The sequence below is a fragment of the Collimonas humicola genome, from assembly GCF_018304945.1.
Taxonomy (GTDB): domain Bacteria; phylum Pseudomonadota; class Gammaproteobacteria; order Burkholderiales; family Burkholderiaceae_D; genus Collimonas; species Collimonas humicola.
This window is the reverse complement of record NZ_JAGQEE010000001.1, coordinates 909,719-934,099: the sequence shown is the minus strand read 5'-3', so window position 1 is coordinate 934,099 and position 24,381 is coordinate 909,719. Positions and strand designations below refer to the sequence as shown.

The 24,381-nt window shown below is 62.0% G+C and carries 14 protein-coding genes and 2 pseudogenes; 9 read left to right on the top strand and 7 right to left on the bottom strand.

Annotated features, from left to right (window positions below):
- Positions 1-8: 8 nt before the first annotated feature.
- Entirely contained in the window at positions 9-7,823 is a 7,815-nt protein-coding gene (locus tag KHU30_RS04180) for a SpvB/TcaC N-terminal domain-containing protein (RefSeq protein ID WP_211441355.1), read from the bottom strand.
- Here KHU30_RS04180 and KHU30_RS04175 point away from each other — a divergent pair.
- Positions 7,823-8,158 (top strand): hypothetical protein, encoded by a 336-nt coding sequence (locus KHU30_RS04175; protein ID WP_211441354.1) that lies wholly within the window; start codon positions 7,823-7,825, stop codon positions 8,156-8,158. The genes KHU30_RS04180 and KHU30_RS04175 overlap by 1 nt on opposite strands.
- Here the strand turns inward: KHU30_RS04175 and KHU30_RS04170 are convergent.
- Both KHU30_RS04170 and KHU30_RS04165 read right to left on the bottom strand, forming a co-directional pair.
- Complete coding sequence (locus KHU30_RS04170; RefSeq protein ID WP_211441353.1) at positions 8,155-9,204, bottom strand: DMT family transporter; 1,050 nt, start codon at positions 9,202-9,204, stop codon at positions 8,155-8,157. The genes KHU30_RS04175 and KHU30_RS04170 overlap by 4 nt on opposite strands.
- Before the next feature lie 40 nt (positions 9,205-9,244).
- The gene (locus KHU30_RS04165) at positions 9,245-9,934 is read right to left on the bottom strand and encodes an ArsR/SmtB family transcription factor (RefSeq protein ID WP_211441352.1); all 690 of its coding nucleotides are present in this window, start codon (positions 9,932-9,934) and stop codon (positions 9,245-9,247) included.
- A gap of 91 nt (positions 9,935-10,025) precedes the next feature.
- On the opposite strand from KHU30_RS04165, the gene KHU30_RS04160 reads away from it, so the two are divergent.
- The 4 genes from KHU30_RS04160 (at position 10,026) to KHU30_RS25055 (ending at position 15,390) form a co-directional block, all read left to right on the top strand.
- Complete coding sequence (locus tag KHU30_RS04160) at positions 10,026-11,453, top strand: MFS transporter (protein WP_407928018.1); 1,428 nt, start codon at positions 10,026-10,028, stop codon at positions 11,451-11,453.
- A 120-nt stretch (positions 11,454-11,573) separates the two neighbouring features.
- A complete protein-coding gene (locus KHU30_RS04155; protein ID WP_211441351.1) occupies positions 11,574-12,188 on the top strand; it encodes a molybdopterin-dependent oxidoreductase in 615 nt (204 codons plus the stop codon).
- 164 nt (positions 12,189-12,352) lie between these two features.
- The gene (locus tag KHU30_RS04150; protein ID WP_211441350.1) at positions 12,353-13,036 is read left to right on the top strand and encodes a methyltransferase domain-containing protein; all 684 of its coding nucleotides are present in this window, start codon (positions 12,353-12,355) and stop codon (positions 13,034-13,036) included.
- Between the two features lie 149 nt (positions 13,037-13,185).
- Positions 13,186-15,390, top strand: coding sequence for an FkbM family methyltransferase (locus KHU30_RS25055; RefSeq protein ID WP_230427176.1), 2,205 nt, complete (start codon positions 13,186-13,188; stop codon positions 15,388-15,390).
- A 74-nt stretch (positions 15,391-15,464) separates the two neighbouring features.
- On the opposite strand, the gene dinB is transcribed toward KHU30_RS25055, so the two are convergent.
- The 3 genes from dinB to KHU30_RS04130 all read right to left on the bottom strand — a co-directional run bounded on the left by dinB (position 15,465) and on the right by KHU30_RS04130 (position 18,864).
- Positions 15,465-16,622 carry a DNA polymerase IV gene (dinB, locus tag KHU30_RS04140; protein ID WP_211441349.1) on the bottom strand — a complete coding sequence of 386 codons (1,158 nt, stop codon included), beginning with the start codon at positions 16,620-16,622 and terminating at the stop codon, positions 15,465-15,467.
- Between the two features lie 115 nt (positions 16,623-16,737).
- The gene (gene cls / locus KHU30_RS04135) at positions 16,738-18,159 is read right to left on the bottom strand and encodes a cardiolipin synthase (RefSeq protein WP_211441348.1); all 1,422 of its coding nucleotides are present in this window, start codon (positions 18,157-18,159) and stop codon (positions 16,738-16,740) included.
- 72 nt (positions 18,160-18,231) lie between these two features.
- Positions 18,232-18,864: a LysE family translocator gene (locus KHU30_RS04130; protein WP_211441347.1), complete on the bottom strand. Its 633-nt coding sequence runs from the start codon at positions 18,862-18,864 to the stop codon at positions 18,232-18,234.
- A 169-nt stretch (positions 18,865-19,033) separates the two neighbouring features.
- On the opposite strand from KHU30_RS04130, the gene KHU30_RS04125 reads away from it, so the two are divergent.
- The 3 genes from KHU30_RS04125 (at position 19,034) to KHU30_RS04115 (ending at position 23,172) form a co-directional block, all read left to right on the top strand.
- A complete protein-coding gene (locus KHU30_RS04125; protein ID WP_211441346.1) occupies positions 19,034-19,894 on the top strand; it encodes a fumarylacetoacetate hydrolase family protein in 861 nt (286 codons plus the stop codon).
- 137 nt (positions 19,895-20,031) lie between these two features.
- Positions 20,032-21,396, top strand: a complete 1,365-nt coding sequence (gene gorA, locus KHU30_RS04120; RefSeq protein ID WP_211441345.1) for a glutathione-disulfide reductase — start codon at positions 20,032-20,034, stop codon at positions 21,394-21,396.
- Positions 21,397-21,495: 99 nt separating this feature from the next.
- Positions 21,496-23,172 carry an acid phosphatase gene (locus KHU30_RS04115; protein ID WP_211441344.1) on the top strand — a complete coding sequence of 559 codons (1,677 nt, stop codon included), beginning with the start codon at positions 21,496-21,498 and terminating at the stop codon, positions 23,170-23,172.
- A gap of 93 nt (positions 23,173-23,265) precedes the next feature.
- Here the strand turns inward: KHU30_RS04115 and KHU30_RS04110 are convergent.
- Positions 23,266-23,994: pseudogene (locus tag KHU30_RS04110) on the bottom strand (YoaK family protein); the annotation flags it as partial.
- Positions 23,995-24,030: 36 nt separating this feature from the next.
- On the opposite strand from KHU30_RS04110, the pseudogene KHU30_RS25050 reads away from it, so the two are divergent.
- A pseudogene (locus KHU30_RS25050) lies at positions 24,031-24,186 on the top strand (catalase); the annotation flags it as partial.
- Positions 24,187-24,381: the final 195 nt, after the last annotated feature.

The window sequence follows — 24,381 nt, the reverse complement described above, 5'->3', positions numbered from 1 at the left end:
GCAACAGGTTACTGCATGACCTTGTAATGCCCCTTGGGCTGCCAGATGCCCTGTCCGATCGGTTTATAACTCGTATCCGTATCCGAAGCGGTGGTCTTCTTGCCCCACAAGGCCTTGATTTTTTCGCCGAGGCCGCCTGACTGTCCCAGATTGCAGCCGTAGAGATTCACCTCGCCGCTGGCAGCAAATATTTCCTTCTTTACATTTTTCGCCTGGCTCTCTCCCCAAGTGTCCGTAGAGACCGACGGTGTTTTCGAGCTGTACTCCAAAAACAGGCCGTGGGGATTGGAGTGGCCAAAATACTCCAGTTTTTTCACCTGGCCGTTGGCGGCCGTATTCAGCAAAGGCGTCAGCTCGTCTGATTTTTTGATGATGATCAGCTGATAGCCGATTTTCTTCGCGCTTTCGCTCATTTTAGATTCGAAATAATCCTTGGATTTTCCATCGGCCACAGCTCTTTTTTGATAACTGAGATTGTCGGGCGAATACATGATGAGCGTTATTTTTGCGTCCTTGTCGGCCGTTTTGATGTTCTTGGCCCTCAGGCCGGCTGCCTGCAGGAAATTCCAGGGATCCTGGTCGTGGGCTTTGGGGTCATTGACGCTGGTGCCGCCTACCACCAGCACATAGTTGCCGGTGACATTGGCTACCGGCGCCGGCGCGGCGGGCGGTGGCGGAGCTGAGGTCGCTACCGGAGGAGGCGGTGGCGGCGGTGCAGGGGCCGGCGGCGGTGGCTGGTTGTTGTTGGAGTTGCAGCCGCTCATCGAAAAGGGGGTGAGCGCCCAGAGAATTCCGCCGATTCCTTTTAAGATTGCCATCGCGGTCGAGTCGCCGCTGGCGGCAGGAGCAGCAGGGGGCTCCGCGGTTGCTGGCGGCGGATTGTCCGGTTCGCAGGCCGCTGCTCCGGCGCCTTCGGCGCCGGCCAGCTCGGAACATTTGATGGTGCCGCTTGGATCGAAATTCTTGACCGGGTTGTTGCCGCAGTATTGGTAGACGTTGACCGCATCCTTGATGTCGAGCGGATCTGCATTCAGCCATCGCCCCAGCCACGGCAGGTAATATCTGGCGCCATGATATTCCAGGCCGCTCTCTTCATCGCGCTCCTTGCCTGTGTAGCGGTAGCGCTTCGGCGTCTTGCCCAGCAACGCCTGGTAAGAGCTGGCGCCGAAAGGGGTATATTCCTCGTACGAAATGACCTGCGCCGCGGCATCCAGCTCCAGGCTGACCGAGGCAAGATGATTGCCGCATTGATAGCGGATCAGCTGCTGCGGCGAGCCATCGTCGCCCGCGCTCCGGGTTTCCACCAGGGCCAGGCGCAGTGCGTTATCCATGATATGCAGCGTCTGCCGTTCAAGCGCGACAGTTTCGTCGTCGCCATGGTTGCCGTATTCGCGGTAGATCTCGAAGTTGCCGAGATACACGCGCTCTTTCAGGCGCATGCAGGCGTCGCCGTCGCAGGCATGGCTTTCGGTGATTTTCCGCACGCGCTTGCCATTGGCGTCATACACGTACCAGGTGGTTTCCGGCGCGCCGCGGCTGACCTGCTGCTGCGCAACCGCCTGCAGCTGGTCGCGGTAATCCCACTGCAGCATCGACAGCTGCGGCAAGCCGGTGATATCGCCATGCAAGCCGGCCGGACCCTGGTAGCGATAGTGCTCGGTGGCGGCGCCGATCTGCGTGCTGCTCAGGCGGTTGCTGGCCATGGCCGGCTGCAGCTGGCTGGCTTCCTGGTAAGCGTAAGTGCGGGTCCAGCCGGCATGGCTTGAATCGCTGCCGCGATGCTGCGCCGCCAGGATATTGCCAACGGCATCGTAGACGTATTGCTCGATGTAGCGGGCCATGGCGTTGCCGTCGCCAGGCTGCGGCAAGCCCACATGCGGCAGGTCGCTGCCGGAGTTGGGGGTCGGTGCTGCGCCGGCTTGCCCCAAATGTTCGCGGCCGCTGGCTTCGATCAGCCGATAGATGGCATCGTAGGTATAGTCGTTGTCCGGGTCGACCCGGCGGTTGCGGAAATAGACCGACTGCTGGGCGCTGTCGTGGATATGCGTGATGTTGCCGACCGGATCATAGCTATAGTGCAGGTTTTGCAGCTTGCAGCCAGGCCAGTCCGCATCCGCCAACGGCGGCGCCGGACAATCGCGCGCGAATCTGGCCGACGGACGTGCGGTCTGCAAGCACAGCAGACGGAAAGTCAGCGGGTCGTATTCATAATCGGTGCGTACGCCGTTGCCGTATTCGATCATGCTGCGCTGGCGCTTGGCGTTGTAGTCGACGGCGGCGATGAACAGCGTGGCGGCCCGGGCTCCGGCCAGGTTTGCCTCTAGCCGCTGCAGCAGGTTGATCTTGTTGTAAGCCGAGCGTATGGCGCTGCGGTCGGGACTGACATACTCGATTGCACGGTTGAGGGCGTCGTAGGCAATGCTGTTGTCGTACTCTCGCTGCTCGAGCGCAACTTCACCGGACCAGTCCAGGGTCTTCTTGTATTCGCGCGCCAGCCGATGCCGGCTGCACAGCAGGTTGCCTTTGAAATCGTAGGCACGGTTGACCGCGAGTCCGCTCTGGTCATGGATTTGCACTACCCTGCCGCGCAGGTTGGCGCTTAGCGGATCGATGCCTGGCTCCCGATTCTTATCGCCGGCCGGCGCGGCAAGGGAATCGCCGAGGGAGTCACCATACAGCGTGCGCCCGACCAGTTTTTCCGGCGCGCCGCCGTCGCTCAGATAGGTTCCGACATGTCGCCGCAAGCCATCGTAGGCGTTGCGGATATTGTGGCCGCGGCTGTCCCAGGCCCGTATCGGCTTGCCGCCGGCGTCCTCCAGCAGCCAGCGCTCGCCTGCCTCCATGCTGGCCTGGTGCAGCTGTTTGTTGGCGAGGTCATAGTCGTAGCGCATGATGACGCGGCCCTTGGCGTCGATCACCTCGCGGTGGTTGCCTTCGATGTCGAACAGGGTGCGGGTCGCGTAGAACTCGGCTTGCGGCTGCTGCCGGTCCTTATCCGCGCCGGCGGAATGGAAGCGGTTGTGGGCGATGCTCAGCACCATGCGGCCCATGACGTCGGTGAAGGCCAGGCTCGGGGTGCCGGCATGGACTGCGGCTTTGCGAGCAGCTTGCTGCTGCCACCGGCCGAGCGCTCCGGATATGCGGCTGTCATGCCAGCTCGGCAAATAGTCCGCCGGCGGCAGGCGCCGGAAAAAATCACCGAGGTCGGGATCGTCCTGCGGCTCGCTCGCCAGCACAGTGTCGTTGGCGTCCCAGATCGTCTGCCGCCAGGGATCAAATACGCTTTTCAGCCAGCTGTGGTCCGGGTTCAAGGTGCCGATGGCGCGGCCGACCGGATCGTAGAACAGAATCGGGCTGACGCCGTGCCTGTGGTCGAACCGGAAGTTGTGCGTGTCGTCGAAAAACGGCTCGTATTTGCGGACCGGCTTGCCCTTGTTGTTGAAAACCGTCCAGCCTTCGCCGATCCAGCGCGACTGGACGACTGGGCCGCCTGCCGCCAGCGGTCCCGGATCGGCCTCGGCCTTTCTTTGGACTTCGCGGGCGAAGCCGTCGGAATAACTGAAGCAGATCTGGATCTTGCTGGCTTGCCCCGGCGCCAGGTCGCTGACATGGGTTTCGCGCGCCAGCGCTGCGGCGCAGGCCGGCTGCCACAGGTCCGGGTTGGCGGGCGCGGCGGCGCGGGTCCGCGCGAAGCGGTGGATGTCATACAGCGTGCGGCTGGTGGCGTTGCCCAGCAGCGTCATGCCCGGCGCACCTTGCGGCGCATCGAAGAAGGCGTCGATTTCCGGACGCGTGAGGTCGGTGCGGAATCCCGCCAGCGAATCGCCGGCATGCTCTCCTGCCTTGCCCATGAGCGCGTTGCCGGCGACCAGTTCCAGCACATTGAAGGCCGCAGCGCTGCGATTGCCGTTCGGATCGGTCAGCATCTTGGGCTGCATGACGCGGTAGTCGTAGTCGACCGTGACGACGTTGCCGACGGCGTCCACGGTCCGGATGGTCAGCAGGTCATGGGCGTCGAAATCGACAGTGCTGGAATTGCCGAACGGGTCTTCAACCCGGCGCGGCAGGAAAAAATGCGCCGCGGCCTGTTTCAGTTCTTCATTCGAATCCGCGGATGGATCGCTGCTGTAAAACACGGTGCTGCCCGGCATCCACCAGTTGCCATCGTGATCCAGATCGAGGTAGGCGCCGCCATCCTGGGCGCGGCTGGCCAGCACCGTGGCCGGATCCGGCAGCAACGCCTGCGGCGGCTGGCCCGGGCCATGCCGCTGCAGGACCGTGGCCAGCAAGCCGGCTGTGAACGTGAGCCGATAGCTCTGGCCTGGCAATCCAAGCGATTCCAGCGAGCCCGGCGGCAACAGGCAGTCCAGGCGGTTGCTGCGATAGCGGTTGCGGTTGTGCTTGAGCAGGCGCCGATAGACGCCTGGCCCGCTCGCTCCCAGCGCCTGCCAGTCTTCGAATGGAAGGTCGTGCGCGCCGTCGCCGGCTTGCCGCACCTGCTCCAGCAGTTCATCGAACTGCAGCAGATTGGTGACGGCAGGCAGCCTGGCCGCGGGTTCCAGCCCGACCAGCTGGAACTGGCGGCTCTCGGCAGGCAAGGGCGTGCGGTAGGCGTCGCGCGCCGTCACCGCATTGGTATAGCTGTTTTCCGACAGGGTGATCAAGCTTTGCGACTGCAGCTTGCGGTCGCTCTCGAGCAGCAAGGGCGACGGCTCTGGGAACCTGCGGCCGTAGGCGATCGCGACTGACTTCAGCACATTGCCGAAATCGTCGGTTGCCAGCGTCACCTCATGCGTCACTCGCGGGTCGGCGCGCCGGCCAGCGTCGGTCGCATAGAGCTTGCGCTCGTAGTGAAAGCTGACCGCTTCGCGCGCATGCGTGAAGAACACGGCGTAGCGGTTGACCTGCCGCCGCTGCAGGATCCGGATCGTATAGTTATTCTCCGTCACGACATAGGGCCGGCACGATTCTTCCTTGCCGTCGAGCGCATAGACTTCCTGCCGCAGCATGCTGCCTTTCAGGGAGCGGCAGGCTTCGCGCGCTTCTTCCGCATGCAGATGCTGCGGCAGCACGGTATCGTTGAGCTGCATGGCCTTGAGCTGCTCTCGGCTCAGTCCGGATTCGCCGCAGCGCCTGGCGCCTTCCTGGTAGTACTCGTGCGCGAGATGGCGCGAAACATTTTCGTTGTGGAGGAAAATACCGGTGTGGAACCAGGTCTTGGTGAGTACCGGCGGCACGCTGGAGGCTGGACTGCAATTGCCGCCCGTGGGGAAGGCGCCGCTCGCGCCCAGGCTGGCGAGCTCTTCGGTATCGAGCTGCTCGACCCGGGCAAAGCCGCGGAACTCCCGTTCAACGCCGTCGTAGTAGCCGTGATGAAAAGTGTAGCTGGTGACGAAGCGGTTGCGGCTCACGTAATCGTAGGTTTCGATGCTCTTGACGACGTGGACCGGGAACGGCAGCTTGCTGATCCACGGTTTGCCTGCCGCCTTGTCGGCCAGGTAAAACTCGGTCGACGAAGCGTATTCGATGCTGGTTTCCGCGCCCAGGTTGTTGGCGACATGGCATAGCAGATGCGGCTTTTGGCCGCACATCAGGTCGACGTAGCGCAATTGCCGGCCGCCATCGCGCGGCAAGGGTGAAGACCACAGCAGGCAGGCGGTGCCGTGCCCGAGAAAGTCGGTGACGGAGACCGCCGCTGCATTGTCGATGGAAGGAAAGCCGCGCAGGTGGCGCGCGCTGCTCAAGCCGTTGCCGGCCAGGTTCAGGAAAACATGGACGCCGTCGCGCGCTAGGTAGAGCACATCGCTGGTGCCCGAGCCATCGGTGTCGGCCAGGCGGATGCGATCCTGCTCGAACAGGTCCGGCTGATCGAAGCGGGCGACATTGTCCATGCTGACCTTGGCGCCAAACCTGCCGTAGCCGAGATTGGGCCAGTAACAGACTTCACCATTGCGTATGCGCACCAGGTCGGACAGGCCGTCGCCCGACATGTCGGCCAGGTAGATCGATTGTTCGGGGTTGGCTAAGACGATGCGAGGGCCATGTTCTTCATCCAGTGCGATGCGCACCCGCAGCCCGGCGCCAAAACCCTCCGCCAGCAAGGAAGGGTGCCAGCTTATCGCTGCTTCCTCGGTCACCAGTATGTCGGCGATGCCGTCGCCGGTCAGGTCGACGAAACGCAGGTTGGGGTCCTTCCAGTCACGTACCGGCAGCGAGAGGAAGGCGCGGAAACCCTGCCAGCCCGAGTCCGCCGTGCGGGCGTGAAATCCGGCAAGCGGCGGCGAAAAATCGACCAGGCTGAGCGTGCCGTCGCCGGTCACGTCGGTGAGCAGCTGGGTGCCGGCATTCTGGTTCAAGGCGGACGCAGCGGGGAGCGACTGCACGGTTTCGGTTGCGCCGAAGCGGCCGTTGCCGTTGTTGGGCTTGTAGAACCAGGTGCCGCCCTGTTCGGTCAGCACGCCTGGAATCCCTTCTGCGTTCAGATCCAGCCAGCGATTGTTCTGGCCGTCGATGCCGCCCTGCAGATTGTCGAGGCTGTCCGGCGCCACCTCGGCCAGCTGGAATCCTTCGAAACCGGGAGTGTCAAGCGGGCTTGGGGTATAACCCAGGTCGAGCGGCGGCAAGGCTTCGCTGAGATAGCGGCCGTCATCCAGGCGTTTGTGGAAGCACTGCTCGGCGCGGCGGATAAACGATCCGCTGGCTTTTTCATCAAAGGCGAGCGCGGTGGAGCGCACCAGGCAAGGCGATCGGCCCAGCTCCTCCGGAAAGCAGTGGAACATCAATATCCGCCGGCATAGCCGGCAGGTGCGGATTTCAAAGCCGGCACGATAGGAGGAGAATGCGTCGGCGCGAGCCGGCCATGGATGCTGGCTGCCGGTGCCGGCGTCCGCCAGGATACGGCCTGCTGCGTCGGGCGGGTCTTGGCGGTAATGGCCTTCGCCGTAGTCGAATACGATTTCAAAGGCCCATGCCGCGGCATCGGGCCGGTGAAGACGGCAAGCCTGCTCGAGATGGGGGCTGCCGGCGTCGAAGAAAAGCGGCGTCAGGTTGCCGTAGCATATGCGTTTCAGATAGCGGTTGGCCGATCTTGTGCGGTGGCGTTCATTCGGCCGGGCAAGGTCGATGCCGCGCTCGTCTTCCGCGACATGGCTGTACACAATGACATTCCCCTTGTCGTCATAGCTCTGGCACATGAGCCAGCTGAAGACCTTCACAGGATCGGCCGGATCGGCAATCCGGGAAGCGCTATCTATGCCGTATAACGTCAGGACGTTGTCCTTGGAAATGCTGCGCCAATGGCTGTCGCCATCGCTCAGGCGGGTCCAGCATTCGATCCGCGCGAACAGGCCTTCGATACGGGGGCGGTAGCGCCGGATGCGGTATCCGTCTCGTACGCTGTCGTCGAAAACCTGCTGGCCGTCGCCGTTTTCCAGCCGTACCGGCACCAGGTCTTCCGACCCGGACAGCACAAAGATGTCGGACAGGGCGCCGCGCTCTTCCTGATCGTGATAGCGCGGCACGCCCTTGTCGGTGCGGCGCGTGATGGCAGGCAGCGAGAGGCTCCAGCCGAACCCGAAAATGCCGTTGCCGCCACCGGAATCGTATGACAGGGAGAGCGTCGGACCGAATCCCGATCGTCCCGCGCTGACAGCAACCGGAATATTGAGCATGCCGGTGCCTGTGGCCGGATTGGCGCTGAATTTTTCGTCTATGCCGCGGATCGCACCGCCGCCTTTGGGCAGGCTCAGTTGCGGAAGGGTCACTCCGCCCGGCTGCTGGGACGCCTTGGCGTCGTTCTTTTGAGATTCCGATTCAGCTGCCATTGAGCCTCCATCGCGTTGCGCATCGCCCGCGTGGCTGGAAATCGGCGCTTGCCTTCTTGCCAATTGCCGCGGTGATGTTGCTAGCCGTTTTCAGACAGGAAAACCATGTTCTAAAAACAAGATCCCGGAGCAAGACGCGCCGCGATTTTCACAACTGGACGTTTGATGAATCTCAGAGCCTGATTAATGCTTGCATTCCCGGGATGCAAATTCAACCTGTCAAAAATGACAGGTTGCATCAGGTGGTATTCAGTGGAAGAAGAGCTTGCCGATCCGCCGTCGTCAGCAACGCAAATAAAGCAGCCGGTTCATTGCTCTTGGCCCGGCAAATCTAGTGTTTGTGCTGATGATGGATGTCGGGATAGTGCGCATGGCTATGGCTGATCGGCAGGTGGCGGTGCGGATGGCTGTGCGGTTCGCGGCCGTCCCAGGCGAAATCGTGTTCATGCTGGTGATGCAGGTCATGGCTATGGCTGTGGCTGTGCTCGATTTCTTCGTGGGTATGCGGATGCTGGTGACGTTCCGTCAGGTGCAGCCAGATGCCCAATCCCATCAATGCGGCGGCCAGCCAGAACATGCCGCCGACAGCCTCATGCAGGACCAGCAGCGAAATCGCCGCGCCGATGAAAGGCGCCGCCGAGAAATAGGCGCCGGTGCGGGCGCTGCCAAGATGGCGCAGCGCCAGCACGAACAGCACCAGGCTGAGGCCGTAGCCGCTGAAGCCGATCAGCGCCGCGGCGCCTATCCTGGCAAGGTCCGGCAGGCTTGCCCCCAACAGCAAAGCCAGCGCCAGGTTCGCCAGGCCGGCCACCAGGCCCTTGAGCGCGGCGATCTGTACCGCATCGCTGGCGGAAATCCGCCGTGTCAGGTTATTGTCGATGGCCCAGCACAGGCACGCCGCCAGGATGGCCAGCGGCCCCCAGGGCAGGCCGAACTGCGGCATCTGTTGCCAAGACAGCAGCACGCCGGCGAGGACGATGGCAATCATGCCGAGCACGATGCGGCGGTCGAAATTTTCCTTGAACACGAACCAGGCCAGCGCGGCAGTCAGCACGCCTTCCATGTTCAGCAGCAGCGAAGCGCTGGAAGCAGGCGTCTGCGCCAGTCCGAACATCAGCAGCACCGGGCCGGCGATGCCGCCGCTGAAGATCGCTGCCGCCAGCCAGGGCAGGTCGGTTTTGCGCAAGCCGTCGGCAGCGCCCTGGCTGCCGGCGCGCAGGCGGCGCAGCCCGTACCAGAGCGAGAGGCCGACGCCGCTGCCGAGATACAGCAGGGCCGCCAGCATCACCGGCGGCACCTGGCCGACCAGCAGCTTGGCGAAGGGAGTGCTGGCGCCGAAGAAGGCGGCGGCCAGCAATGCGAACAGCACGCCTTGATGCATGGATTTGTTTCCCGATGGTTGATGGAGCCGAAACACGACGCTAGGCTTGGTCCAGCGTGATGCCGAACTCCGCCGTCAATGCGCTGCGGCCCGCTGCGGTGACGGCGACCACGCGCGAGTGCTTGCTGCGCGTCAGCCAGCCCAGTTCGATCATGCGCTTGGCCAGCGTCGCGCCCAGGGCGCCGGCCAGATGATCGCGGCGTTCGCTCCAGTCCAGGCAAGGGTAGGCGAACTGGCGCCGGCTTTTTTGCAACTCGTCGGTGTTGATGCCGAATTGCTTGAACCAGGTTTCACCGGACGCCGACAGCGCAAACAGGCCGTCATCGGCATTCAGCAAGCCGCGCGCAACCAGCGCTTCGGTCAGGCGGGTGCCCAGCTTGCCGGCCAGGTGGTCGTAGCAGAAACGCGCGGTGCAGATCGCATCGTTGCCGGTGGCCGGGCCGACCCGCTTGCGTTTCGGCGCGAACACCATCAGCGATTCAATCAGGCGCGCCACTTCCGGCGACGCCAGCCGAAAATACTTGTGCCGGCCCTGGCTGGTCATCTCCAGCAGGCGGTCTTCCATCAGCTGTTTCAGGTGGCTGGTGGCGGTCGCCGGCTTGATCTCGGTGCCGTAGGCCAGCTCCTTGGCGGTCAGGGCGCGCCCCTCCATCAGCAGCGCCAGCATCTGAATGCGGGTAGGATCGCCTATGGTGCGGGCCAGTCGGCTGAGGTCGGGTTCGTTGTCCATAGTTTGATGGTAACCGTACTGTTGTAGTGTGACAAGCGACCCGGACGCGCTCAGAATCAAGACTTGCTTACTTTGCGATTGGATGACTGCAATGACTTCTCCTCAAGCCGCGACCGCTCTCGAGCCGATGCCCGCCGTTGCGAATGAAACAACTGCTGCGGTCGGGTGGACGGTTGCCGCCAGCAGCTTCGCCTTCATCATCGTCCAGCTCGACGTCACCATCGTCAACGTCGCCTTGCCGCAGATCGGCGCCGATCTGGGCGCGCGCGTATCGGCCTTGCAATGGGTGGTCGATGCGTACACGCTGGGATTTGCGGTGTTTCTGCTGTCGGCTGGCGCCCTGGGCGACAAGTTCGGTTCCAAGCGCCTGTTTTTAGCCGGATTTCTATTGTTTGCGCTGGCTTCCATGGCCTGCGGACTGGCGCCGAACGCCGGCTTCCTGAATCTCGCCAGGGCGGTGCAGGGCATAGGCGCGGCATTGCTGGTGCCAAGTTCCCTGGCCATCCTGAATCGCGCCTGCGCCCATGACAAAAAGCTGCTCGCCAAAGCCATCGGCCTCTGGACCGCCGCCGGCGGGGTTTCTATCGCCGCCGGCCCGGTCATCGGCGGCCTGCTGCTGGCGACCGCCGGCTGGCGCAGCATCTTCCTGGTCAACCTGCCGATCTGCGCGCTCGGCTTTTTGCTGACCCTGCGCGTAGTGCCGGCGATCGCCGCCAGCGCGCATGCACGCTCCTTTGATCCGTTCGGACAACTGCTGGCGGTCATCGCGCTGACCGGGCTGGTCGGTGCGGTCATCGAATTCCATCCGCTAGGCGTGCAACATCCGCTGGTGATCGTCGGATTCTGCGTCGCCCTGGTCGCCGGCGCCGCCTTCATCATGGTTGAGCGCAAAGTGCTGCATCCCATGTTGCCGCTGAATTTTTTCCACCAAACCAGCTTTACGGCCGCGGTGCTGTTCGGCGTGCTGGTGAATTTTTCCTATTACGGCGTGATCTTCGTCATCAGCTTTTATCTGCAGAAGGTGCAGAACTACAGCGTGCTGCAAGCCGGGCTGGCGTTCCTGCCCCTGACCGGCACCTTCATTTTCTCGAACCTGGTCAGCGGCTGGCTGATCGGCAAGGCCGGCATCCGCCTGCCGATGGTGCTGGGCGGCCTGATCGGCGCCTCAGGCTATGGCTTGCTAGGCAGCATCGGCGTCGCCGAGCACGCCAGTTTCCTGCACATGCTGCCCGGTTTCGTGCTGATCCCGGCCGGGATGGGACTGGCGGTGCCGGCCATGACGACGTCGATCCTGTCGAGCGTGGGGAAGAGCAGGGCCGGCACCGCTTCGGCGGTATTGAACACCGCAAGGCAGGTCGGCGGCGCGGTCGGCGTCGCGGTATTCGGCGCGCTGGTGAGCGATGGCGCGGTCGGCGATATGAGCAGCGGGGTCAGGATCGCGCTGGCGACCGCGACTGTGCTGTTATTGATTGCGGCAGGGCTAGGTTATCTGGTCAAGCCGAAAGCTATGGCAAATTAAGCGGCTTTTGTTGCTGGCGTAATTTTTTTTCAAAAGAATGCGGTGGCTGCCCGAAAGCGCTTCTACAATTGCTGATCGCGCAATTGCCTGGATCGCGCTGTTTTCACCAAGGAGCCATGAATGAAGAAACGCCAGTTCATATCAACCGCTGCTGCCTCCATTGCCGGGGCTTTGGGAGTGTCCGCGCTGCCGGCATTCGCGGCCGCCGGCGCAGCACCGGATGCCAAAGCTTCCGGCCCGGCCGTGCTGACCATCGCCGGCGCCATCGAGCGCAGCAACCGCGGCCCGACCGATGCGGTGATCGACCAGATGCTGCACAAGCAGAACGTGCAATTCAAGCGCGCCTTCGCCTTTGACCTGGCCGCGCTCGGCAAGCTGCCCGCGGTGACCATCAATCCGACGCTGGAATACGACGGCAAGCCGCATCAGCTGCGCGGCCCGCGCCTGAGCGCGGTGCTGGACATGCTCGGCGCCAGCAAGGCGGCCGATACCCAGATCGTGTTCCATTCGGTCGACGGCTATATGCCGCAGCTCAGTTTTGCCCAGCTGCGGAAATACGACTACGTCCTGGCCACTCAGATTGACGGCATGCCGCTGTCGATAGGCGGCTTTGGCCCCATCTTCGCCATTTATGACGCCGACCGCATTCCTGAACTGGCGCAGAAGCCGCTGGCGCAGCGTTTTGCGCTCTGTCCTTGGGGTTTGTATTGCATTGAGGTTGTCGCCGGCAAGTAATGCGGCGTCTTTGCACAAGCAATATGTCATTGCAAGACGCATTCCATGGTTTTCTGTTCAACAGCATTCGACGGCGTCTGATTTGACAAATTGCCAAGGCGGGGATAGGTTGCAGGCCTTGTACCCATTTCTTTTTTCATGCAACGTAGGTTGACGGAGCAAATATGTCTGGCATCTCCTGTGGAATATTCAATGATTTGTATCTCAGGCTGGTTGAAAAAATCGCCCCTAAGACCCTGCTGGACATCGGCGCGGGACAGGGAAAATACGCCGACCTGACACGGCAGGCAGGCGTTCAGGCGCGTATGACCGCCACCGAAATCGTCCCTGACTATGTTGATCGTTTCGGATTGCGCGAAAAATACGACGAAGTCTTGATTATGGATGCCGCGCAGATGGTGATCGACAGCTCGTGCAGAAATCGTTTGTACGACGTCGTGACGATCGGCGACTGCATCGAGCATATTCCCAAATCGCAGGCGCTCGACCTGCTCAATTTCCTGGCTTACCGCAGCGCCTACACCATCGTGATAGCCCCGGAATTTCTGTACTACGATGTCAGCGGGATGGAACATTCGGAAGCGCATATCTCGGTATGGTCCGAGTACGATTTCCAGTGGCATGATCGTTGGGCGTTCATGCGCAGCGAGTTCATGCAGATATTCATATTGCGTGGCTATCAGCCTCATCCGGTATCGCTGGAGGAGCTGGTCGGAAATATCAATACCAAACCGGTTTCCGTACACAAGCAAGATGGCAGCGTGCATAAGGCCGCGCATCTTGAACTGCGGGTGCGGCAGCGCGCCGAGCTGGTCGACGGGGCGCCTTATACATTCAGGAATGCTTGAGTCAGGGGTAAGGACAGGCAAGGAGACCTGCACGGGCATTCTTTGCCGTCTCATCCGGCACGAAAGATAAATTGCGGGAGAATTGTTTTTTTCCGGTACTCGCAAGTACAAATTGCTATGATGCTGCAATATTCTTTCGATGATCTTCAATGAATCCAAGCCCCGTTTCCTTTCATTCGATCCTGCTCGCCGCCGCTTGCGATGAAATCCTGGAAAACCATCGCGCCTATTGCCGGCTGCATGGCTACGCTCATGCCACGCACGCGATCGCCAGCCCGGACAATGGCGCCCGCACGCTGCTGCTTTACAAGTACAGCCTGATCCGGAAAATCCTGGCCGCAGCGCCGGCGGACACGACCCTGGTTTTTGCCGATGAATCGGCAGCCGTGTACATGCCGCTGCCGATCCAGGAAGTGATCGGCGATGAAGCGCAGTGGTTCGCGCAGTGCGAATTCCATGATCGCCCCGAGGCCTGCTTTTTCGTGATGAAGTCCGGCCCGCAAGCGCTGCGCCTGGTCGACAGCGTCCTGGATCAGATGCGCAACATCCCGGACAAGGGCGCAGACCGCTGGAATCATTCCGAACTGGAGGGCATCTCGGCCCAGCCTTGCGATCAGCCTATCGGCGCCGTCGATCGGCCCATCCTGCTGTTCACGCCATTCGGCCATCACTTGCCAGGCCTGTCCGCCTTTGTGCTGTCATTCAATCCCAGCGTTCATCAAAACACGCACGACGCCCGTTTGGTCGCGCTATTCGTGCGTTACCTCAACGAAGTGCGGGCGCGCAATGGCGTACTGTTCGACGACATTGACGCCGACCTGCCGGTGAAGCCGGCGTACGAAGTCGTCAATCCGGGGAAGGCCGTTGCGCTGGTGACCTGCTACACGCCGAATATTGCCCGGTATGCGGTCATTTCGGAACGCAACATCACGGCATATTGCCTGCGCCACGGTTATTCGCATTACATTTACCGGGATCTGCCGCAAGACCTAGGGGCGCAGGTCAGCGGCAACTGGATCAAGGCGGCCTTGCTGTTGCGTCATTTCGACGCGCATGAACAGCTGGCCTGGGTCGATGCCGACATCCTGATACACGACCTGGCGCGGCCGCTGGCGGCTATCACGCAAGGCCGGCCGGTGACGCTGGCGCGCGATGTTTCCGGCCATGCTTTCAATAGCGGCTTCATGGTATTTGGCAATACCCCGGCCTGCCGCGCCTATCTGGAACGGGTTCAGTCATTGATAGACGCCGTGCCTGACAAGAGCGGCGTCTATGCGTCGGGCGGCGACCAGCGGTTTTTCATCTCGGCGTGGGAAGAAGCCGGCGGGGCGGCGGCCATGCCGCTGTCGGATTGCGTGTCCTTCAATTCGCACCCCGCGCTCTACGATGCCGACAGTTTCATGCTGCATTACATGGGCTACCCGGATCGCTTGCGGGCAGTGGTGATGCGCAGCGATGCCCGGCGCGCCGCCCAGCGCGCAGTCGCCGTGCAGGCATCTGGCGAGCAGTCGGTCTTCATCCAGGCGGAAGGACGGCATGGACGCTTTTTCGTCAACCGCAACGATACGCACGTGGGGCGCAGCCTGCAGATCTATGGCGAATGGTCGGAGCCGGAGGTTGCGCTGTTCCAGCAGATTATCAGGGCCGGAGACGTCGTGATTGAGGCCGGCGCCAACCTCGGCTCGCATACGATTTGCCTTTCCAGGCTGGTCGGCGATGGCGGCAGCGTCATTGCTTTCGAGCCGGCGCGCCATACCTTCCAGCTGCTGTGCGCCAATCTGGTCGCCAACGGCTGCATCAACGTCATGGCCATGCAAAAAGCCGTCAGCGCTGAAAGCGGCGAGGTCGAGTTCCCGCTGCTGGATCCACGCCAGGGATGGAATTTCGGCGGCGCCTCGCTGAAATGGCCGTGGGCGGATAAAACGGAGCGTGTATCTTGCACGACACTGGATGCGCTGGGACTGGAGCGGCTCGATTTCATCAAGGCCGACGTCGAAGGCTGCGAACTCGAACTGCTGGCCGGCGCCGGCGCATCCATCTTGCGCCACCGTCCGGTGGTGTACGTGGAAATCAACAATGCCGAGGTGCGCAATCAAACCGTCGACAAGTTCGAGAAACTGGATTACTCCTGCTGGTATTACATCACGCCTCTCCACAGCCCCGACAATTGGCGCGGACATGAGCACGATATATTGAAGGGTTACTCATTCGATATGGTTTGTGTGCCGAATGAACGGTTCGAAGTGAGCGGCATGCTGCGCGCCGGCATCGACGACGATGTTGTGAAATATCCGGAGGGGCAGATTCAATGGATCACCTCTGACTGGCGGCTGGCCCGTATTTCCCGCCGATAGCAGGCGCCGCGCCGGCTGATTTGTAAGCATGCAATCGATCGATACCTTGCCATCCTCGCGGCCGCCCACGAAAACTAATCGTCGTTGAACAGCTCTCCCTGGACAATTGCCGGAACGCTGTCAGCCAGTTCTTTCCTCGACAGCGCCGTAACCCGCACCCCCAGCAACCTTAAGCGCCGGTCCAGGGTAACCCGGCGCAGGCATTCCCCGGCGGCCTGGCGGATTGTCGCCGCATCGTCCGTCGCATCCGGCAAGGTCAGGTCGCGCGTCACGCCGCGGAAATCAGAAAACTTCAATTTGATCCCGATGGTGCGCCCGACATAACCCTTTCTTTGCAGGTCGCCGGCAAGGCGCACGCACAGATCGGTGAATATCGGCGTCAACGTATCGCGATCCAGCTTGGCATGCAGGTCGCGCTCAAAAGTCGATTCGCGGCTGATCGACTTGGTTTCCGAACTGGTGACCACCGGGCGCTCATCCTGGCCGTGGGAAATGCGCACCAGCCATTCGCTGTAGGTGCGTCCGAAATTGTCTTGCAGCAGAGCGGGGTCGGCGGCGGCCAGGTCGCCGATGGTATGCAGTCCAAGCGCGCTCAGTTTTTCCGCCGCCTTGGGGCCGATGCCGTTGACTTTTTTCGCTGCCAGCGGCCAGATGCGCGCGGGGATGTCGGCCTCGGTGATGACGGTGATGCCGTCCGGCTTTTCCAGCTCCGAGCAGATCTTGGCGAGCAGCTTGTTGGGGGCGATGCCGATCGAGCAGGACAGGCCGGTGGCAGCGCGCACGGCGTCCTTGATGCGTTGCGCCAGCGGCCGGATTTCTTCCTCGTGCTCGCTGAGGTCGATGTAGATTTCGTCGATGCCGCGGTCTTCTACCAGCGGCGCAATCGCGGCCACCGCGTTCTTGAACAGCCGCGAGTAGTGGCGGTAGGACTCGAAATCGGTAGGCAGCAGGATGGCGTCCGGCGCCAGCTTGGCGGCTTTCATCATGCCCATCGCGGAAAACACGCCGAGCGCGCGCGCTTCGTAGGTGGAGGTGGTGACGACGCCGCGGCCGACGTAGTCGCGCAGCTTATGGAATTGCAGTTTGCCGTCGGCGCCGGCAGTGGGCTGGTGGCGCGAACCGCCGCCGATGACGACCGCCTGGCCGCGCAGCTCAGGGTAGCGCAGCAGTTCCACCGACGCGTAGAAAGCGTCCATATCCAGATGTGCGATACGACGAATTGGTGCTTCCATGGGGCATATGAAATGTAATATCCGATACGGCCATAGGATAGCACTACTGTATGTAAATACAGTGCGCGAAGTCAGTTTTTTGTTCTGTTTTGATGCTGTTGCAAATACATTAACTTTAGAGCAGCGGGCTCACCAGGCGCGCCACATGGATCAGCACCCGGTACGGATAAGGCAGCCTGGCGTAATCGGCGACGTCGATTTCTACGCCCTGGGCAAAGTCGGCCAGCAGCATCGTTTCGACCTCACCGGCAAATGCGCGGTCGATGTTGAGGGAGGTGATTTCAAAATTCAGCCGTAGCGAACGGTTATCGAGGTTCATGCTGCCGATGGAGGCGGTGTCGTCATCGATCAGCATCACCTTCTGGTGCGTGAAGCCAGGCTGGTAGCGGAATACGCGCACGCCGGCGCGCACCAGTTCGTGCGCGTACAAGGTCGACGCCAGGAACACGGTGCGATGGTCGGGAATGGCGGGAATCAGGATACGTACGTCGACGCCGCGGAACACCGCCAGCTGCAAGGCGGCGTTGACTGCCGAGTCGGGCACCAGGTAGGGCGTGGTCAGCCACAGCCGGTGGCGCGCGGCGTGGATGGCCTGGATGAAGAACAGCGAACAGGTTTCCTGGGCATCGGCCGGGCCGGTAGCGGCAACCAGGCTGGTGGCCTGGCCGTCGGCCGGGCGCGGCGCCGACAGCTTGAGCGGCTGGCCGGTGATCCATTGCCAGTTTTCGTCGAACGCCAGCTGCAGGTCGGCTACCGCCGGTCCCTGCAGCTCCATATGGGTATCGCGCCAGGGCGCCAGCGGCGGCTTCTTGCCGAGATATTCCTCGCCGACATTGAGGCCGCCGACAAAGCCGCGCCAGCCGTCCACCACCACCACCTTGCGGTGATTGCGGAAGTTGAGCTGGAAGCGGTTGCGCCAGCGGCGCGTGGCGAAACGATGGATCTCGACGCCGCCGGCGCGCAGGATGGCGCCATAGGAAGCAGGCAGGTCGTGGCTGCCGACGCCGTCGTACAGCACGTACACGCGGACCCCGGCGGCGGCGCGTTCCAGCATTGCAGCCTGCAGTTTGCGGCCGAGCTCGTCGTCATGGATGATGAAAAATTGCACCAGCAGGTAGCGCTCGGCGCTGGCGATGGCGGCGAAGATCGCTTCGAAACTGGCGGCGCCGTTGACCAGCAGCCGCAGGCGATGGCCGCTCAGGAAGGGCACGCCGAGCATCTTGCTGATGGCCTGGTAGCGCTGGGCGCCGGGGTGCGGCGGATACTCCGTCGACAGGGCCAGCTGGGCCGGGTCATCCAGCTGCTGCAGGCGCGCCTGGCGCGAGTGATGCAGTTCGGCGTAGCCGGAAAAGCGTTTGCTGCCGAGGAACAGGTAAGGCAGCAGGGTGAAGTAGGGGAGCAGCACCAGGCCGAATACCCAGGCCACTGCGCCTTGCGGCGTGCGCGTATGCATCAGGGCGTGGATGGCGGCGACGATGCCGGCGGCATGCAACAGCAGAACGGTGGCGGAAATCAGTGCAAACGGCAAATGCGGCATTCAGGCGACTCCGGATTTGTGGGGCAGCTTGCATCTTAGCCAATAATTGGCGATTTGGCGCTTACGCCCTCCTTATTTCTTTGCCTGCAAGGCAATCCGCACCGCCAGGCCGGCCAGCACCGTACCCATCAGCCAGCGCTGGATCAGCAGCCAGCTAGGGCGGCTGCCGAGGAAGCCGGCAATGCTCCCGGCCGCCAGCGTCACCATCGAATTGACCGTGATGCTGATCAGGATCTGGACCACGCCCAGTCCCAGCGACTGCACCAGGATGCTGGCGCCGTTCGGATCGATGAACTGCGGCATCAGCGCCAGGTACATCAGGGCCACCTTGGGGTTGAGCAGGTTGGTGAACAAGCCCATGAAGAACAGCTTGCGGTTGCTGTCCATTGGCAGGTCGCGCACCGCGAAAGGCGAGCGGCCGCCCGGCTTGACCGCTTGCCATGCCAGGTAGAGCAGGTAGGCAGCGCCGCCGAAGCGCAACACATCGTAGGCCAGCGGCACCGCGAACAGCAGGGCAGTGATGCCGAAGGCGGCGCACAGCATGTAGAACACGAATCCGGTGGCGACCCCGGCCAGCGAAATGAAACCGGCTTTCGGTCCCTGGCAGATCGAGCGCGAGATCAGGTAGATCATGTTGGGGCCTGGCGTCAGCACCATGCCGAAGGCGACCAGCGCAAAACCCATCAGTAAATTAAGATTCGGCATAGATGATTTGAAGAGACTTGGGGTGGGGCCGATTGCGGCCAGGCCCCGTATTCTGACGTAAAACATGCGTCTCTGCATGGCCGGGGTCGATGGGGCGGCCTCTGTCTTGCCGGTGGTTTGATAGTATGATCGTTTAGCCAAGCCCAAAAAAAACACAAGGAAGCAACAGATGAAGCTATTGCGAGTAGGTCCCAAAGGGCAGGAAAAGCCGGCCATGCTGGATAGCGGCGGCAAGCTGCGCGATCTGTCCGGCGTCGTCGCGGACATCACGGCGCGGCAGCTGACGCCGGACGGCCTGGCGCAGCTGCGCGCGATCGATGCCGCCGGCCTGCCGGAAATCAGCGCGCCCGGCCGCATCGGCGCACCGTTCAGCGGTCTCGGCAAATTCATGTGCATCGGCTTGAACTATAGCGACCATGCCGCCGAATCAGGCTTGGCGGTGCCGGCCGAGCCGGTGCTGTTCAACAAGTGGAACAGCTGTTTCGGCGGTCCCAACGATCCCATCGTGATGCCGAAGAATTCGCTCAAGACCGACTGGGAAGTCGAGCTGGGGGTGGTCATCGGCAGCAAGGCGCGATACGTCGAACTGGACCAGGCCTTGTCGCATGTGGCCGGCTATTGCGTCGTCAACGATGTCTCCGAACGCGAATACCAGATCGAACGCAGCGGCACCTGGGACAAGGGCAAGGGCTGCGATACTTTCGGTCCGGTCGGCCCCTGGCTGGTGACGGCCGATGAAGTCGGCGATCCGCAAAATCTCTCCATGTGGCTGGAAGTCAACGGCAAGCGCTTCCAGAACGGCAGCACCAGGACCATGATTTTCAACGTCGCTTTCCTGGTCCACTACATCAGCCAGTTCACCACGCTATATCCGGGCGACCTCATTTCCACCGGCACGCCGCCCGGCGTCGGCATGGGCCAGAAGCCGCCGCTGTATCTGAAGCATGGCGACGTCGTCCGGCTGGGCATCGACGGCCTCGGCGAGCAGCAGCAGACGGTGCATGCCTGGGACGAGAGCCTGCTGGATTGATTTGATTGATTCATACTGCGGGCTTCACTCGTCATCGCGCTATGGCGTAAGATCTGGCGGCTGCCCATTGTTGTCCATCGCTGTCCGTCGTTGTTCGCCGTTTTTGCTCAGTAATAGTTGGTTCTAGGAGAATGCCAATGTCTTTCGATGTCGATCTGTTCGTAATTGGAGCAGGCTCCGGCGGTGTGCGCGCCGCCCGTTTTGCCGCCGGTTTCGGCGCCCGCGTCGCCGTGGCGGAAAGCCGCTACCTGGGCGGCACCTGCGTCAATGTCGGCTGCGTGCCAAAGAAATTCCTGGTGTACGGCGCCCATTTCAGCGAGGATTTTGACGTCGCCTCCAGTTTCGGCTGGACCGCCGGCAAGCCGCAGTTCGACTGGGCTACCCTGATCGCCAACAAGAACCGCGAAATCCATCGTCTCAACGAAGTCTATCGCGGCCTCCTGCTGAACAGCGGCGTCGCCCTGCATGAAGGCCACGCCAGGCTGGTGGATGCGCACACGGTGGAAATCAACGGCCAACGCATCAGCGCCGCCAACATTTTGATCGCCACCGGCGGCTGGCCGCAGGTGCCTGAGATTCCCGGCAAGGAACACGCGATCACGTCCAACGAAGCTTTCTTCCTGAAAGAGCTGCCGCGCCGCGTGCTGGTCATCGGCGGCGGCTATATCGCAGTCGAGTTCGCCTCGATTTTCCATGGCCTCGGCGCCGAGACCAGCCTGCTGTACCGCGGCGACCTGTTCTTGCGCGGCTTCGACCAGGGCGTGCGTCTGCATCTGAAACAGGAGTTCGAGAAAAAGGGCCTGGGCCTGCAGTTCAATGCCGACATTGCGCGCATCGACAGGCAGACTGACGGCAGCCTGAAGGTAACGCTGAAGGACCAGCGCGTGCTGGAAACCGACTGTGTGTTCTACGCCACCGGGCGGCGTCCGATGCTGGACAACCTGGGCCTGGAAAACGTCGATGTGGCGTTGGATGACAAAGGCTTCATCAAGGTCGACAGCGAATACCGCAGCTCCGCGCCGTCGATCCTGGCCCTGGGCGACGTGATCGGCAAGGTGCAGCTGACGCCGGTGGCGCTGGCCGAAGGCATGGCGGTGGCGCGCCGCTTGTTCCGCCCGGAGGAATATCGGCCGGTCGATTACAAGCTGATCCCGACAGCGGTGTTCAGCCTGCCGAATATCGCCACGGTCGGCCTGACGGAACAGGAAGCGCGCAGCGCCGGCCACAAGATCAAGCTGTTCGAAGCGCGCTTCCGGCCGATGAAGCTGAGCCTGGGCGACTATCATGAAAAGACCATGATGAAACTGGTGGTCGATGCCGACAGCGACAAGGTGCTCGGCTGCCACATGGTCGGCCCGGATGCCGGCGAAATCATCCAGGGCATTGCGGTGGCTTTGCGTGCTGGCGCTACCAAGCGCGTGTTCGACGACACTATCGGCATCCATCCGACCTCGGCGGAAGAGTTCGTGACCTTGCGCACGCCGCTGCCGGAAGCGCAATAAATCCAATGCAATCTTCCCCGGCCCTGACCGCCGGGCGCGCCTTCAGCGCCGCGGCGGGCCGGCTTTCAATATCTCCATCAAGAACTGTGAAACCCATCCATGAATGAAAACGACAAACCTGATTTGACCACGGAAGATGAACCAGGCGGATTTACGCGCCGCCGTTTTCTCGGTAGCGTAGTCGCAGCCGGCGCCACCCTGGCCTTGGCCGATTGCGCCAGCGACGGCAGCCAGCAGGTGGCCGACGCCAGCCAGGAAAAATTGCTGGACCAGAAGCTGCAGTCGGCGATCAGGCACGTCGTGGTGATCTATGCCGAGAACCGCAGCTTCAATAACCTGTACGGTGATTTCCCGGGTGTGCAGAAACCCTTGGCGCAAGCCATGCAAGGACGCTACACGCAGCTGGACCGCGACGGCAAGACGCCGCTGCCGCAACTGCCGAAGATCTGGGGCGGACTGGTGCCGCAGGCGCAGCAGGTAGACGGCCGGCGCTATGTCATTACGGAAGAGCAGATCAGCGGCCTGCCGAATGCGCCTTTCAAGCTGAGCGATGCGCAGGGCAAGCCCCTGCCGCAAGGCGTCATCACGCGCGACCTGTGGCACAGGTTTTACCAGAATCAGATGCAGATCAACGGCGGCAAGAACGACCAGTTCGTCGCCTGGGCCGATTCCGGCGGCCTGACCATGGGCCACTACGGCGAAACCGCCAGCAAGCTGCGCCTGTGGCAACTGGCCGAGCAATACACCTTGTGCGACAATTTTTTCATGTCGGCCTTCGGCGGTTCCTACCTCAACCATATTTTCCTGATTTCCGGACAGACCCCGTTCTATCCGGATGTGCACAACAGTCCGGCGCGCCATAATGTATCGACGGTAGAGGGCGACGATCCCAAGGGCACGCGCCTGAAACTGGATGACAAGAACCCGGCTTCGGCCATGGACGGCCCACCCAAATTCCTGCGCGACCGCGCCATCACGCCGGACGGCTACGCGGTGAACACCATGGCGCCGCCGTACCAGCCGAGCTTCGTCAAGCCGGCCAAGGACGGCGACGCCGCCTATGCCGACGCCAGCGATCCGATGGTGCTGCCGCCGCAGACCTATCCCACCATCGGCGACCGCCTGTCGGAAAAAAACGTCAGCTGGAGCTGGTACTCCGGCGCGTGGCAGGCGGCGCTGGACGGCAAGGCCAACGACGATGCGGTGCCGAATTTCCAGTACCATCACCAGCCGTTCAACTACTTCAAAAGCTTCGCCCCGGGAACAGCGGCGCGCGAGACGCATCTGAAGGACGCCGGCCTGGGCGACGATCCCGCCACCAATAAATTCCTGGCGGATGTCGACGCCGGGCGCTTGCCTCAGGTCAGCTTTTACAAGCCGCAGGGCAATCTCAACCTGCACGCCGGCTATGCCGACATCGAATCCGGCGACCGCCATATCGCCAATGTCATCGCCCATCTGCAGCGCGGGCCGCAATGGCAAAACATGATGGTGATCGTCACGCACGATGAAAACGGCGGCTGGTGGGACCACGTGGCGCCGCCCAAGGGCGATCGCTGGGGGCCGGGCTCGCGGATTCCAGCGACCGTCATTTCGCCTTACGCCAGGAAGGGTTTCGTCGATCACACCGTGTACGACACGACTTCGATCATGCGTTTCATTACGCGCCTGTATGGCTTGCGCAAGCTCGATGCGCTGGTGGCGCGCGATGCGGCCTTCCTGCAGAACCGGCAAGCGCCGCTGGGAGACTTGACCAATACCTTGAACCTGGCCTAGCCCAGATAAATCCGTTTGCCCTGAAATGTTCCGTTTGGCTGACGCAGCCGCACCAGCCAAGCGGCGTCATGTCTTGCGCCGGAAATTCAGGAAATCATCGAAAATGGGAACGATGGCCAGGCACATCAAGGTGGCGGCCAGCGGTGCGGTCGCAATGAAGCCGACATGCTTGAAGCCCATGGCCCCGATCAGGCCGCCGCTGAAAAACAGGGTCACCAGCGTCGCCAGCAGCCGCAGTTTGTCGCGGTCTCCGAGCACGTCTTGCCGGCTCTGGTGTGGCTTGAGCTTGTTCCAATAGACCAGCTTGCCAAGCTCGATGCCGATGTCGGTCACCATCCCGGTAATGTGGGTGGTGCGGATTTCCGCCTTGGAAATCTTGGTGATGATGGCGTTCTGCAAGCCCATGATGTAGCACAGCAGGATGACCGTGATCGGCACGAACAGCCATTTATGCCCCTCCAGGTTGCCGCCCAGCAGCCCGAACAGCAGTAGCAAAACCGCTTCCAGCATCAGTGGCAGCGCATATTCCGCCTGCAGCTCCTGGCGCCGGCCCCAGTTGATCAGCAGCGCCGATGTCATCGCCCCGGCCAGGAACGCCAGCAGGCAAGCCAGGCCTGCCAGCATCAGGCCGACAGATCCGAGCGCCAGGTTATCCGCCATCGATGAGACGATGCCGGACATGTGAGAGGTGTATTGCCCAACCGCCAGAAAGCCGCCGGCATTGATCGCGCCCGCGATAAAGGACAGGAAACATGCCAGGTGGCGATTTGCTCGCTGGCTGCGGTCCTTGCCGGTCAGCTTTCTCAGATAGGGAATAGGCATTGATTGCGGTTTTTGCAGGGGACAGCTTAATTGTAGCCTTCGCCGGTCACCAATGCGCAGGATCCCAACCGCTTCTTCAACTTCTTCAGCCATCAGCCGAAAAGCAAGGATATGCTGATCCGGGTCTAGTCCAACCTCGGCATTCCTGCCTCATGCCGCATGATGGATGGCAATGGCGAGCATGCCACCAAGATCTGGCCCGACATCGCCGAAACCAGGATCGGCGCCATGACCCTTAACAAGGTGCCGGACACCGGCAATCTCGATGGCAGTCGGAGCACGCTCTGACAAATGAACGGGCGGGCATGCCGCATGACATGCCCGCCCGCTGGCGATCTGAAGAATATCCGCCCGAACCTTAAGCTTGGGTCGGGCGCAAAACCACCG

What these genes read in the sequence shown, in the direction of transcription:
- KHU30_RS04115 (WP_211441344.1), top strand. Translation starts at nt 21,496, where the DNA reads ATGAATGAAAACGACAAACCTGATTTGACCACGGAAGATGAACCAGGC.
- cls (WP_211441348.1), bottom strand. Translation starts at nt 18,159, where the DNA reads ATGCCGCATTTGCCGTTTGCACTGATTTCCGCCACCGTTCTGCTGTTG.
- gorA (WP_211441345.1), top strand. Translation starts at nt 20,032, where the DNA reads ATGTCTTTCGATGTCGATCTGTTCGTAATTGGAGCAGGCTCCGGCGGT.
- KHU30_RS04130 (WP_211441347.1), bottom strand. Translation starts at nt 18,864, where the DNA reads ATGCCGAATCTTAATTTACTGATGGGTTTTGCGCTGGTCGCCTTCGGC.
- KHU30_RS04165 (WP_211441352.1), bottom strand. Translation starts at nt 9,934, where the DNA reads ATGGACAACGAACCCGACCTCAGCCGACTGGCCCGCACCATAGGCGAT.
- KHU30_RS04155 (WP_211441351.1), top strand. Translation starts at nt 11,574, where the DNA reads ATGAAGAAACGCCAGTTCATATCAACCGCTGCTGCCTCCATTGCCGGG.
- dinB (WP_211441349.1), bottom strand. Translation starts at nt 16,622, where the DNA reads ATGGAAGCACCAATTCGTCGTATCGCACATCTGGATATGGACGCTTTC.
- KHU30_RS04125 (WP_211441346.1), top strand. Translation starts at nt 19,034, where the DNA reads ATGAAGCTATTGCGAGTAGGTCCCAAAGGGCAGGAAAAGCCGGCCATG.
- KHU30_RS25055 (WP_230427176.1), top strand. Translation starts at nt 13,186, where the DNA reads ATGAATCCAAGCCCCGTTTCCTTTCATTCGATCCTGCTCGCCGCCGCT.
- KHU30_RS04180 (WP_211441355.1), bottom strand. Translation starts at nt 7,823, where the DNA reads ATGGCAGCTGAATCGGAATCTCAAAAGAACGACGCCAAGGCGTCCCAG.
- KHU30_RS04150 (WP_211441350.1), top strand. Translation starts at nt 12,353, where the DNA reads ATGTCTGGCATCTCCTGTGGAATATTCAATGATTTGTATCTCAGGCTG.
- KHU30_RS04170 (WP_211441353.1), bottom strand. Translation starts at nt 9,204, where the DNA reads ATGCATCAAGGCGTGCTGTTCGCATTGCTGGCCGCCGCCTTCTTCGGC.
- KHU30_RS04160 (WP_407928018.1), top strand. Translation starts at nt 10,026, where the DNA reads ATGACTTCTCCTCAAGCCGCGACCGCTCTCGAGCCGATGCCCGCCGTT.